General features: G+C 59.5%; 10 protein-coding genes and 1 other annotated feature. Of the genes, 5 read left to right on the top strand and 5 right to left on the bottom strand.

Going from position 1 to position 11,881, the window contains the following annotated elements:
- Window positions 1-2 precede the first annotated feature (2 nt).
- On the top strand, window positions 3-1,262 hold the full coding sequence (locus tag ACOI6Z_RS23185) for a glycerate kinase type-2 family protein (protein WP_065812735.1): 1,260 nt from the start codon (window positions 3-5) through the stop codon (window positions 1,260-1,262).
- 216 nt (window positions 1,263-1,478) lie between these two features.
- Here ACOI6Z_RS23185 and trpA read toward each other — a convergent pair whose 3' ends face one another.
- Genes trpA through ACOI6Z_RS23160 form a run of 5 tightly spaced genes read right to left on the bottom strand, consistent with a single transcriptional unit; the run spans window position 1,479 to window position 8,010 of the window.
- A complete protein-coding gene (gene trpA / locus ACOI6Z_RS23180) occupies window positions 1,479-2,288 on the bottom strand; it encodes a tryptophan synthase subunit alpha (protein WP_065812736.1) in 810 nt (269 codons plus the stop codon).
- Window positions 2,288-3,481 carry a tryptophan synthase subunit beta gene (gene trpB / locus ACOI6Z_RS23175; RefSeq protein WP_032452535.1) on the bottom strand — a complete coding sequence of 398 codons (1,194 nt, stop codon included), beginning with the start codon at window positions 3,479-3,481 and terminating at the stop codon, window positions 2,288-2,290. Before trpB ends, trpA begins: the two co-directional genes overlap by 1 nt.
- Window positions 3,482-3,490: 9 nt before the next feature.
- A complete protein-coding gene (gene trpCF, locus ACOI6Z_RS23170) occupies window positions 3,491-4,849 on the bottom strand; it encodes a bifunctional indole-3-glycerol-phosphate synthase TrpC/phosphoribosylanthranilate isomerase TrpF (RefSeq protein ID WP_023289324.1) in 1,359 nt (452 codons plus the stop codon).
- 3 nt (window positions 4,850-4,852) lie between these two features.
- Window positions 4,853-6,448 (bottom strand): bifunctional anthranilate synthase glutamate amidotransferase component TrpG/anthranilate phosphoribosyltransferase TrpD, encoded by a 1,596-nt coding sequence (gene trpD / locus ACOI6Z_RS23165; RefSeq protein WP_023289325.1) that lies wholly within the window; start codon window positions 6,446-6,448, stop codon window positions 4,853-4,855.
- Window positions 6,448-8,010 carry an anthranilate synthase component 1 gene (locus ACOI6Z_RS23160; protein ID WP_023289326.1) on the bottom strand — a complete coding sequence of 521 codons (1,563 nt, stop codon included), beginning with the start codon at window positions 8,008-8,010 and terminating at the stop codon, window positions 6,448-6,450. Before ACOI6Z_RS23160 ends, trpD begins: the two co-directional genes overlap by 1 nt.
- A gap of 33 nt (window positions 8,011-8,043) precedes the next feature.
- Window positions 8,044-8,139, bottom strand: a sequence feature (Trp leader region).
- 159 nt (window positions 8,140-8,298) lie between these two features.
- On the opposite strand from ACOI6Z_RS23160, the gene rnm reads away from it, so the two are divergent.
- The 4 genes from rnm to rluB all read left to right on the top strand — a co-directional run bounded on the left by rnm (window position 8,299) and on the right by rluB (window position 11,826).
- Window positions 8,299-9,162 carry an RNase RNM gene (gene rnm, locus ACOI6Z_RS23155; protein WP_023289327.1) on the top strand — a complete coding sequence of 288 codons (864 nt, stop codon included), beginning with the start codon at window positions 8,299-8,301 and terminating at the stop codon, window positions 9,160-9,162.
- Window positions 9,163-9,178: 16 nt separating this feature from the next.
- Entirely contained in the window at window positions 9,179-9,799 is a 621-nt protein-coding gene (locus ACOI6Z_RS23150) for an L-threonylcarbamoyladenylate synthase (RefSeq protein ID WP_023289328.1), read from the top strand.
- A gap of 81 nt (window positions 9,800-9,880) precedes the next feature.
- Complete coding sequence (locus ACOI6Z_RS23145; RefSeq protein WP_065812737.1) at window positions 9,881-10,543, top strand: response regulator; 663 nt, start codon at window positions 9,881-9,883, stop codon at window positions 10,541-10,543.
- A 380-nt stretch (window positions 10,544-10,923) separates the two neighbouring features.
- Entirely contained in the window at window positions 10,924-11,826 is a 903-nt protein-coding gene (gene rluB, locus ACOI6Z_RS23140; RefSeq protein ID WP_023289330.1) for a 23S rRNA pseudouridine(2605) synthase RluB, read from the top strand.
- Window positions 11,827-11,881: the final 55 nt, after the last annotated feature.

The raw sequence follows: 11,881 nt of genomic DNA, 5'->3' as shown, positions 1-11,881 counted from the left end.
CCATGATAAATGAACAGCCTACAGAGATCCTGCAGGATATTTTTCAGCATGCTGTCGACAGCGCCCGAGCCGGGCCTGCGATTCTGTCTAACCTGCCGGAAAAACCGCGTGGCCGCTGCGTGGTAATCGGTGCCGGTAAAGCCTCGGCGGCAATGGCAGCGGCTGTGGATGCAGCCTGGCCGGATGTGGATGTGTCTGGCGTGGTGGTGACGCGTTACGGTTACGCGGTGCCTGCTGGTCGCATCCGGATTATCGAGGCTGCTCATCCGGTATCGGATTCGATGAGCGAAGTTGCCGCCATGCTGATTGTGGAAGCGCTGCGCGGATTGACCTCTGATGACCTGGTGCTGGCGCTCATTTCCGGTGGCGGGTCGGCGTTGATGGCGCTGCCCGCACCAGGATTAACATTGAAAGATAAGCAGGCCATTACCCGCGCGCTACTCCACAGCGGTGCCAATATCAAAGAGATGAATCTGGTACGTCGTCATCTCTCCGCGGTGAAAGGCGGCAAGCTGGCAAGAATGGCGCAACCGGCCCGTATTGTGTCACTGATTATCAGCGATGTGCCGGGGGATAACCCGGCAGATGTGGCATCAGGTCCTACTGTCGCCGATGACAGTACGCCGCTTGATGCGCTTCGGGTACTTCAGCGCTACGGTATTCATACCCCGGAACCTGTTCATAAACTGCTAAGCCAGCCGGCAGGCCCGGTTGAAAGCACAGCGAACAGCGAAGTAAAACTCATTGCCACGCCGCAGCGGGCTTTGCAGGCTGCCGCGCTGGCTGCGTGCAGACACGGACTGACGCCGCTTATTCTCGGCGATGCGTTAGAAGGCGAAAGTCGTGAAGTGGCCATTGTTATGGCCGGGATTGCTAAATCCGTGAAGCAATATGGTCATCCGGTTTCCGGTCCGGCAGTGCTGTTGTCGGGTGGCGAAACCACCGTGACGGTAAGTCAGGGTCAGCACGGGAAGGGTGGTCGTAATACTGAATTTGCGCTCAGTCTGGCCTGTGCGTTGCAGGGAGAAAGCGGTATATGGGCAATCGCCGGCGACAGTGATGGTATCGACGGAACGGAAGATGCAGCAGGTGCGCTGGTATTCCCGGACACGCTAACACGCGGCAAAATGGGTGGTCTAAATGCGGCTAGTTATCTTGATGCACACGATAGCTATAGCTATTTTCATGCGCTCGATGACCTGGTAATGACCGGCCCAACGTTAACCAACGTCAATGATATTCGGGCAATATTGATTGCCTGACCTATCGCTCTCCTGTACCAGGGAGGGCGATATTTTTACTTTCAACATGGTGCAAATCTTCGGTATCCGCCCGCCATCAATTTCCACGTTAAAGCGCATCGCCTGGCGTCAAGGTGTCGATCATCGTTCAGTCTGATGTGCAGGCGTGCAAGATGACGTGGAGGGGGAGAGAACGCGAGGAAATCGCCGCCCGGCGCAAGGCCAGGCGGCTGACGGTCAGGCGGTTTTGGTCGCCGCCTTCAGGCTCTGGACGAAGGCTTTCAGCTCCTCGAGCATGGCCTGCGGCTCATCAAGATGGCGTTCGATGATTTTGACGATGGCGGAACCGGAGATCGCCCCGGCGGCGCCGGCGTCAATGGCGGCGCTCACCTGCTCCGGCGCGGAGATGCCAAAGCCCTGCAGCGGCGGCGCGGCGTGATATTCCGCCAGCTTCTCCACCAGATGGTGCAGCGGCAGCGCAGCGCGATTTTCCGCACCCGTCACCCCGGCGCGCGACAGCAGATAGGTGTAGCCGCGGCCATATGAGGCAATCTGGCGCAGTAAATCGTCATCCGCATTGGGCGGGCAGATGAAAATCGGCGCGATGTTATGGCGCATCGCCGCCTGGCGGAACGGGGCGGACTCTTCCACCGGCACGTCGGCGACCAGCACCGAGTCGACGCCGACGCGGGCGCACTGGGCATAGAACTCATCGATACCCGGGCTGAAGACGAGGTTGGCGTACATCAGCAGGCCGATTGGGATCGTCGGATGCTTCTGGCGGATCGCCGCCAGCATCTCAAAGCACTGCGCCGGGGTCACCCCCGCGGCGAAGGCGCGCAGGGCCGCGCCCTGGATGGTCGGGCCGTCCGCCAGCGGGTCGGAGAAGGGGATCCCCAGCTCAAGGGCATCGGCGCCGCCTTCGATCAGCGCATCGATAATTTTCAGCGACTGCTCCGGTCCCGGATCGCCAAGGGTCACAAAGGGGACGAAGGCGCCTTCCTGGCGGTTTTTTAGTTGGGCAAACAGCGTCTCATAGCGTTCCATCAGATTTCCCCTCGCGCTTTCAGGATGTCGTGTACGGTGAAAATGTCTTTATCGCCGCGGCCGGAGAGGTTAACCACCAGCAGCTGCTCTTTTTCCGGGTTTTCGCGCATCATCTTCAGCGCGTGGGCCAGGGCGTGCGAGGACTCCAGCGCCGGGATGATCCCTTCGTGGCGGGAGAGCGCTTTGAACGCGTCCAGCGCTTCGTCGTCGGTGATCGACACATAGTCGGCGCGCCCGGTGCTGTTCAGAAACGCGTGCTGCGGCCCAACGGACGGGAAGTCCAGCCCGGCGGAAATGGAGTAAGATTCCTCGATCTGGCCGTCGGCGGTTTGCATCATCGGCGACTTCATGCCGAAGTAGATCCCAACGCGACCATGCTTCAGCGGCGCGCCGTGCTCCCCGCTTTCGATACCGTGCCCGGCAGGCTCTACGCCGATCAGGCCGACGTGGGTTTCCTCGATAAAATCAGCGAACATGCCGATGGCGTTTGACCCGCCGCCGACGCAGGCGATCACCGCGTCCGGCAGGCGTCCCTCTTTTTCGAGGATCTGCGCTTTGGTCTCTTCGCCAATCATGCGCTGGAATTCACGCACGATGGTTGGGAACGGGTGCGGACCGGCGGCGGTGCCCAGCATATAGTGCGCCTTCTCGTAGCTGCCGGACCAGTCGCGCAGCGCCTCGTTACAGGCATCTTTCAGCGTGGCGGAACCGCTGTGCACCGGGATCACTTCGGCGCCCATCAGGCGCATACGGAAGACGTTCGGCGACTGGCGCTCGACGTCCTTAGCGCCCATGTAGATACGGCATTTCAGGCCGAGCAGGGCGCTGGCCAGCGCTGAGGCGACGCCGTGCTGGCCGGCGCCGGTCTCGGCGATAATTTCGGTTTTGCCCATCCGTTTGGCCAGCAGAGCCTGGCCCAGTACCTGGTTGGTTTTGTGCGCGCCGCCGTGCAGCAGATCTTCGCGTTTCAGGTACAGGGTGGTGCGGGTCCCTTCGGTCAGGTTCCGGCATTTGGTCAGGGCCGTCGGACGACCGGCGTAGTTTTTCAGCAGGTCGGTGAATTCCGCCTGAAAGGCCGGGTCCTTCTGCGCGCTGACAAAGGCTTCTTCCAGCTGGCGCAGGGCGGGCATCAGGATCTGCGGCACATACATGCCGCCGAATTCGCCGAAGTAGGGGTTCAGTAAAGTGCTCATTATTACTCCTTAATATGCGCGCAGCGTCTGGAAAACGGAGGCCAGCTTGCTGGCGTCTTTAATCCCGGGTTGCGACTCTACGCCTGAATTGAAATCGAGTCCGGCACAGCCGCTTTTGGCCGCTTCCACACAGTTATCGGCGCCGAGGCCGCCGGCCAGCATAACGTTGCGCAGATCCTGGCCCTGCAGCAGGCTCCAGTCAAAACGCTGGCCGCTGCCGCCCTGGCCGTTGTCGAGCAGATACTTATCGACATGGCGGAGTGTACGGGCCGGCAACGTTTCACCAACGCTCAACGCTTTCCAGATGCGGACGTTATCCGCGAGGGCGTCGCGCAGCGCGTCGATATAGGCCTGGTCTTCATCACCGTGCAGCTGCACGGCGGCCAGCCCCAGGGCCTGGGCGCGGGCGACCACCTCGTCCAGCGGCGCATTGCGGAAGACGCCGACGTACTGCAGCGGCGCGGCGGCGATCACCGCTTTGGCCTGGGCGTCATTTACCGCCCGCGGCGAGGTCGGGACGAAGATCAGGCCGCCGTAAATGGCGCCGGACTCCCAGGCCACCTGGGCATCCTGTGGGCGCGTCAGGCCGCACACTTTGTTCTCGCCGAGCAGCACGCGTTTGACCGCCGCTTCCAGATCCGCCTGCTCCATCAGGGCGGAGCCGATCAGGAAGCCGTTGGCGAAGTGGCTCAGCTCACGCACTTCGGCATAGGTATGGATGCCGGATTCGCTGATCACCGTGACATCCGGGCCGAGACGCGCCGCCAGCTGACGGGTGCGGTTAAGGTCAATCGACATATCGCGCAGGTCGCGGTTGTTAATGCCCACCACCTTCGCCTTCAGAGCGATGGCGCGCTCCAGCTCCTCTTCATTGCTGACTTCGGTCAGCACGCCCATATTCAGGCTGTGAGCCACCGCGGAGAGCTGACGATATTGTTCATCGTCGAGCACCGAGAGCATCAGCAGGCAGGCGTCGGCCTGATAGTAGCGCGCCAGGTAGATCTGGTAAGGGTCGATGGTGAAGTCCTTACACAGGATCGGCTGCGGCGCGACCTTGCTGACGATCGGCAGAAAATCGAAGCTGCCCTGGAAATATTTCTCATCACACAGCACCGAGATCGCCGAGGCGTAGTGTTTGTAGATGCTGGCGATCGCCGCCGGATCGAAATCTTCGCGAATCAACCCCTTCGACGGCGAGGCCTTTTTGCACTCGAGAATAAACGCGGTGCGGGTGCCGGCCAGCGCGTCATAGAAATTGCGCTGCGTCGGGACGACCTCATTCTGAAAACTGGCTAACGGTTGTTGTTGTTTGCGGGCTTCCACCCAAATCGCTTTGTCGGCAACGATTTTTGCTAAAACGGTCTGCATTCTTTACCCTCTTGCCGCTAAGGCGGTCACTCTGTCATAGGCCGCGCCGCTGTGCAGCACATCCAGTACCTGCTGAGCGTTAGCTTTCAGATCTTCATGCCCGTGTAAACGCATCAACATGGCGACGTTGGCGGCGACGGCGGCTTCGTGAGCGGCTTCACCTTTACCTTGTAGCAAGCGCGTCAGAATGTCACGGTTTTCTTCCGGCGTACCGCCCGCCAGCTGCGCCTGATGGTAAGGCGTCAGGCCGAAGTCGTCGGCGGTCAACTGATAGCTTTTGATTTCTCCGGCATGCAGCTCGGCGACCACCGTGGGCGCATGCAGCGAGACTTCATCCATCCCGCCGCTGTGCACCACGGCCGCGCGCTGATAACCGAGTACGCGCAGGGTTTCCGCAATCGGCAACACCAGCTCCGGGCTGTAGACGCCAATCAGCGCCAGCGGCGGATGCGCCGGGTTGATCAGCGGTCCCAGCACATTAAACAGGGTACGGGTCTTCAACTGCTGACGGACCGGCATCGCGTGGCGGAAACCGGTGTGATACTTGGGCGCGAACAGGAAGCAGACGCCCAGCTCATCGAGCGCCGCGCGGGATTTATCGGCGTTCATATCGAGATTAATGCCGAAGGCCGCCAGCAGGTCGGAAGAGCCTGATTTACTGGAGACGCTGCGGTTGCCGTGCTTCGCCACTTTCAATCCACAGGCGGCGGCGACAAACGCGCTGGCGGTGGAGATATTAATGCTGTTGCTGCCGTCGCCACCGGTGCCGACGATGTCGGCAAACAGGTAGTCCGGACGCGGGAACGGCGCGGCGTTTTCCAGTAGCGCGGTGGCGGCGCCGGCAATTTCCTGCGGCTGCTCGCCGCGCACTTTCATGCTGACCAGCGCGGCGGCCAGCTGTTCAGGCTTCACTTCGCCGCGCACCACGGCGGAGAACAGCTGGTGGCTCTCCTGCTGACTCAGGGTTTCCGCCTGGTACAGTTTCTCCAGGATCGGCTGGAGGGTATTGGTATGCTCCAGCTTCTGCAGCGCCCAGGCCAGAGTCTGCTCCAGCAGTCGCGCGCCCTGGGTGGTGAGGATGGATTCCGGGTGGAACTGAAAGCCGCACACCCGGTCCGCATCGTGACGCACCGCCATCACCATGCCGTTGAAATTGGCGTTAATCGTCAGCCCGGCGGGAATATTGCTGCCGACCAGCGAGTGGTAGCGCGCCACCGGCAGCGGGTTAGCCAGACCGGCAAACATCGCCTGGCCGTCGTGCTCAATGCTGGAGGCTTTGCCATGGAGGATCTCGCCCGCCTGGCCGACATAGCCGCCGTAGGCTTCGACAATGGCCTGGTGGCCGAGGCAGATGCCGATGATCGGCAGCTTGCCCCGCATGCGGGTCAGCAATTCCGGCATGCAGCCGGCTTCGCTTGGCGTACCCGGGCCAGGGGAGAGCATCAGCACCGGGTTGTCCATGGTGCCCAGACGTTCAATCAGCGCCTGCGCCGGAACGGAGTTACGGTAAATCACCACGTTATGGCCGTTGGCGCGCAGCTGGTCTGCCAGGTTATAGGTGAAAGAATCGATATTATCGAGCAGCAGAATGTCAGCCATCAGAAAATCTCCTTCGCGTGATGGGCCTGGGCAATGGCGCGCAGCACCGCGCGGGCTTTATTTCGGGTCTCATCCGCTTCCGACTGGGGAACCGAGTCGAGCACAATGCCGGCTCCGGCCTGGACGGTAGCGATACCCTCCTGTACGTAGGCGGAACGGATGACGATGCAGGTGTCGAGGTCGCCGTGGGCGGTGAAATAGCCCACCGCGCCGCCGTAGCTGCCGCGTCGTTTACCTTCGGCGGCGGCAATCAGCTGCATGGCGCGAACCTTCGGCGCGCCGCTGAGAGTGCCCATGTTCATGCATGCGCGGTAGGCGTGCAGCACATCAAGATCCTGACGCAGTTCACCCACCACCCGGGAGACCAGATGCATGACAAAGGAGTAACGGTCAACCTTGGTTAAATCGGCGACATAGCGGCTGCCCGGGGTGCAGATGCGGGCCAGATCGTTGCGCGCCAGGTCCACCAGCATCAGGTGCTCGGAAAGCTCTTTGTGATCGGTGCGCATTTCCAGTTCGATACGGCTGTCGAGATCGCGATCCAGCGAACCGTCGGCGCGGCGGCCGCGCGGCCGGGTGCCGGCGATGGGGTAGATCTCAATCTGACGGCTGACGGCATCGTACTTCAGCGAGCTCTCCGGCGAGGCGCCGAACAGGGTGAAATCGTTGTCCTGCATAAAGAACATATACGGGCTGGGGTTACTCTTCTTCAGCACATCATAGGCGGCCAGCGGCGACGGGCAGGGCAGCGAGAAGCGGCGGGAAGGGACCACCTGGAAGATTTCCCCGGCGCGGATCGCGCGCTGCATTTTGCGCACCACCGCGCCGTACTCTTCATCGCTCTGGTCAACGTCGCAGCGCATTTCGGCCACGGTGGTGACCGGCAGCGGCAGCGGCGGCTCGTTCAGCTGCTGGCGCAGCTGGCTCAGGCGCTGCTCCAGGCGCTGTTTTTCACTCTCCAGCGGCGTGAACAGGCTCGCCTGAATGCGGGTATGCTTGGTCTGATGGTCGATGACCAGCAGGGTCTCCGCCAGATAGAAACAGTAGTCCGGGCAGGCGGTGTCGCTCTGCAGCGGCGGCAGATCTTCAAAGCCGGCCACCAGGTCATAGGCGAACAGGCCGCCGAAGAACATCGCTTCACGCTCGTTGGCCGGGACGGTCACCAGCTCCTGCAGGAGACGGAAGGCGTCAAACACTGACAGCGAGCAGAGGCGGGCGTCTTCATCGAGCAGGGAGCTGACCGCCGGGAAGGTCAGAATGCGGCCATTGGGCTGGCGCTGATTGGCGATCCCGGAGGGCAGCGCGCCGTCCAGCAGCTCCAGCAGCGCGGCGCCGTTGGCGGAGAGGGCCTGAATGGTGACAGTGTCACCGAGGGCAGTGATGCGCAGCGCGCTGTCGACCAGCAGCAGGCTTTTTAAGTCATCTTTGCTGTCGATGTCAGCCGATTCCAGCAGCAGGGTGGCCGGACGGGCGCCGCACAGTTGGTGGAATAACGCCGTCGGGTTCTCCCGGTAGATGGCGTCGCTGGTGAGAAGCTCGAGTGCCGGTTTGGATGTTTGCATTATTGTTCTCGCCTGTTCGTATTATTTTTGTCCAATAAAAAGCCCGCTCATTGGCGGGCCGGGTATCTGTATGCTGAATGCAAAACGCGATCACGCCGCCCGTTATCAGGAGGTGCGCCACCAGCTGTGCAGAGTGATAAAGTGCATTTTCATCGTGATACCCCTTCATGTGAACTTGCGTACTAGTTAACTAGTTCGATGGAATAAAGTCAACCCTTGTTTGCAGATTTTCTCTGCCTGTCGGTATGATAATGCGCTTATTTACGTTGATGTCCAGCAGGAGTCCTTTTGAGCGATAGCCAATACGCAGTGATTTACGATCTGCACAGCCATACCACCGCCTCTGACGGGCGGCTGACTCCGCAGGAACTGGTCCATCGCGCCCATGAGATGCGCGTTGGCACGCTGGCGATCACCGACCATGACAGCGTGGCGGCTATCCCGGCGGCCCGGGAAGAGATTGCCCGCGCCGGATTACCCTTGACCCTGGTGAACGGCGTCGAGATTTCCACCCTCTGGGAGAATCACGAGATTCATATTGTGGGTCTCAATATTGATATTGCGCACCCGGCGATGACCGCCCTGCTGGAGGAGCAGAAAGCGCGGCGCCAGCAGCGCGGCCAGATGATTGCCGAGCGTCTGGAGAAGGCGCGCATCCCCGGCGCCTGGGAAGGGGCGCTGCGGCTGGCGGACGGTGGCGCCGTCACCCGCGGCCATTTTGCCCGTTTTCTGGTGGAGGCCGGCCACGCGAAGAACATGGCGGAGGTCTTCAAAAAATACCTTGCCCGTGGGAAAACCGGTTACGTGCCGCCGCAGTGGTGTACAATAAAACAAGCAATTGATGTCATTCATCATTCTGGCGGCAAGGCGGTGATAGCCCATCCCGGACGTTACGATCTTTCCGCCAAGTGGCTGAAGCGGCTGTTGGCCCACTTTAGCGAGCAGGGCGGTGATGCCATGGAAGTGGCCCAGTGCCAGCAGGCGCCCCACGAACGCGCTCAACTGGCCGCCCTGGCCGTGCAGTTTGGTCTTCTGGCGTCGCAGGGATCCGATTTCCATCAGCCCTGCGCGTGGATCGAGCTTGGCCGTAAGCTCTGGCTCCCTGCCGGCGTCGAAGGCGTCTGGCACAGCTGGGAAGCGGCCGCCGAATAAAAATTGAGAGGGAAGTATGAGCCAGTTTTTTTATATCCATCCGGATAACCCGCAGGCGCGGTTGATTAACCAGGCGGTGGAGATTGTGCGTAAGGGCGGGGTGATCGTTTATCCTACTGACTCCGGCTACGCGCTGGGCTGCAAAATTGAAGACAAGGGCGCGATGGAGCGGATCTGCCGCATCCGTCAGCTGCCGGACGGACACAACTTCACCCTGATGTGCCGCGACCTGTCCGAACTGTCAACCTACGCCTTTGTGGACAACGTGGCGTTTCGCCTGATGAAAAACAATACGCCGGGCAACTACACTTTTATCCTCAAAGGAACGAAAGAGGTGCCGCGCCGGCTGCTGCAGGAGAAGCGTAAAACCATTGGTATGCGCGTCCCGTCCAACCCTATCGCTCAGGCGTTGCTTGAGACCTTAGGCGAACCGATGCTCTCCACCTCGCTGATGCTGCCCGGCAGCGACTTTACCGAATCCGACCCGGAAGAGATCAAAGATCGTCTGGAGAAAGTCGTGGACCTCATTATCCACGGCGGCTTCCTTGGACAGCAGCCGACCACGGTTATCGATCTCACTGAAGACGCTCCGGTGGTGCTGCGCGAAGGCGTCGGCGACGTGAGGCCGTTTCTGTAATCTGACGAAAAGTGGGCTGAAGCAACGCTCGAAGGTCAGGAGCCTGTCTGGCTCCTGAAAGTCTCATGGGAGAACCTGGTTATGCTTCATGAGCTGATATCGTTAATCAATGTTGTTATTTGGCCCGCTATTGTTCTGTTTTTTCTATGTCGATTTGGAACTGCAATCAACCGGTTTCTTGAAAACCTCAGCCGCCTTTCCATTAAAGGTCCCGGCTTTGAAGTCGAGACCTTCAATAAAGGGGCTGAGTCTAGTGCCAATCTTGCCGCTGCATTGGCCAGCAAAGGTACCATTGCTAAAGGCGAGGGTAATGTAGAGCAAAGCGTTCTGGATGACGTCAACGTAGTGACTCAGGCTGTAACGCCGAGAGTATTGCGAAGAGCGGGTGATGCCGTCATCTTATGGGTTGATGACAGACCCAATGGTAATCGCTTTGAACGTCAGTCCATGGAAGCTCTGGGCATAAGGTTTGTTAATGTAGTATCTACCGACGAGGCTCTCGAAAGACTAAAAAATCAGTCGTTTGATGTGATTATTTCCGATATGAAGAGGCCTGGGGATGATCGTGCGGGATATACTCTCCTGGATGAGCTAAGAAGAAAGGGCAAAGACATTCCATACATTATCTATGCGAGCTCCAATACTGCTCAGCATAAGGAACAAGCAAAACAGCATGGCGCTTTAGACGCGACCAATAATCCGCCGGAATTATTTCGCCTGGTCATGGGGGCGTTAAAAAAATAATTATCCATCAAATCCAGAGGATGGCTTCTGCATTCCACCTCTTGCTATATCCACGCTGGAGGCGGGTTATCTGTAAATTTCCTTTCCCGGATTGATAATCAATGACCCACCAGGTCTTTTCAGGTTCAGGCTGCTCGCAAATTTAAGCGTCCGCGCAAAATCTGTTCCATACTCAAGGCGCAATGTGGCGAACAGAAGCTTTCCCGACGAAGTTAGTGTAGTATGTTCGGCCACGATTACGGGCTCGCGGTGAATGTTTTGCGCATGCCAGCGAGACTTTACGTAAAAAGTATATACTTAACAATGAGTTGTTGATAAAGGCCTCATTGTTTCATAAAGCATACCAGACGCCTGGGAAGGCGACACCTTAAGGAAGCTCAATGAGCGAGAAACTGCAAAAAGTGCTGGCCCGCGCCGGCCACGGCTCCCGCCGTGAAATTGAAGCGAAAATCGAAGCTGGCCGCGTCAGCGTCGATGGCAAAATCGCCACCCTCGGCGACCGTGTGGAAATCGTCCCCGGTTTAAAAATTCGTATCGATGGTCATCTGATCTCGGTGAAAGAGTCCGCTGAGCAGATCTGCCGCGTGCTGGCTTACTACAAGCCGGAAGGCGAACTGTGCACCCGTAACGATCCGGAAGGGCGCCCGACGGTGTTCGATCGTCTGCCTAAACTGCGCGGCGCGCGCTGGATTGCCGTTGGTCGTCTGGACGTCAACACCTGCGGCCTGCTGCTGTTCACCACCGACGGCGAACTGGCAAACCGTCTGATGCACCCGAGCCGTGAAGTCGAGCGTGAGTACGCCGTTCGCGTTTTCGGCCAGGTGGATGAAGATAAGCTGCGTCAACTGTCTCGCGGCGTGCAGCTAGAGGATGGTCCGGCAGCGTTTAAAACCATTAAATTCACCGGCGGTGAAGGGATTAACCAGTGGTACAACGTCACCCTGACCGAAGGGCGTAACCGCGAAGTGCGTCGCCTGTGGGAAGCGGTCGGCGTGCAGGTCAGCCGCCTGATCCGCGTGCGCTATGGCGATATTTTGCTGCCGAAAGGCCTGCCGCGCGGCGGCTATACCGAGCTGGACCTGGCGCAGACCAACTACCTGCGCGAGCTGGTGGAACTCACTCCGGAAACCAGCTCTAAGGTCGCCGTTGAAAAAGATCGTCGCCGGTTGAAAGCCAATCAGATCCGCCGGGCGGTGAAGCGCCACAGCCAGAGCAGCGCTAACCCGCGCCAGGGTAATAACAGCAACCGCCGTTCCAGTACCCGCAATAAGACCAACGGTTAATGTTGCGCGTTCCGGTGGTTTTGCGCCGGAACGCGGACTTCCTTTCGCCGTATCC

It is taken from the genome of Klebsiella sp. C239 (genome assembly GCF_048822715.1).
In the GTDB taxonomy this organism is placed as follows: Bacteria; Pseudomonadota; Gammaproteobacteria; order Enterobacterales; family Enterobacteriaceae; genus Klebsiella; species Klebsiella quasipneumoniae.
The sequence above is the reverse complement of the archived record's forward strand: the minus strand, read 5'-3'. Positions and strand labels throughout refer to the sequence as shown.

What these genes read in the sequence shown, in the direction of transcription:
- ACOI6Z_RS23185 (WP_065812735.1), top strand. Translation starts at nt 3, where the DNA reads ATGATAAATGAACAGCCTACAGAGATCCTGCAGGATATTTTTCAGCAT.
- trpA (WP_065812736.1), bottom strand. Translation starts at nt 2,288, where the DNA reads ATGGAACGCTATGAGACGCTGTTTGCCCAACTAAAAAACCGCCAGGAA.
- trpB (WP_032452535.1), bottom strand. Translation starts at nt 3,481, where the DNA reads ATGAGCACTTTACTGAACCCCTACTTCGGCGAATTCGGCGGCATGTAT.
- trpCF (WP_023289324.1), bottom strand. Translation starts at nt 4,849, where the DNA reads ATGCAGACCGTTTTAGCAAAAATCGTTGCCGACAAAGCGATTTGGGTG.
- trpD (WP_023289325.1), bottom strand. Translation starts at nt 6,448, where the DNA reads ATGGCTGACATTCTGCTGCTCGATAATATCGATTCTTTCACCTATAAC.
- ACOI6Z_RS23160 (WP_023289326.1), bottom strand. Translation starts at nt 8,010, where the DNA reads ATGCAAACATCCAAACCGGCACTCGAGCTTCTCACCAGCGACGCCATC.
- ACOI6Z_RS23150 (WP_023289328.1), top strand. Translation starts at nt 9,179, where the DNA reads ATGAGCCAGTTTTTTTATATCCATCCGGATAACCCGCAGGCGCGGTTG.
- ACOI6Z_RS23145 (WP_065812737.1), top strand. Translation starts at nt 9,881, where the DNA reads ATGCTTCATGAGCTGATATCGTTAATCAATGTTGTTATTTGGCCCGCT.
- rluB (WP_023289330.1), top strand. Translation starts at nt 10,924, where the DNA reads ATGAGCGAGAAACTGCAAAAAGTGCTGGCCCGCGCCGGCCACGGCTCC.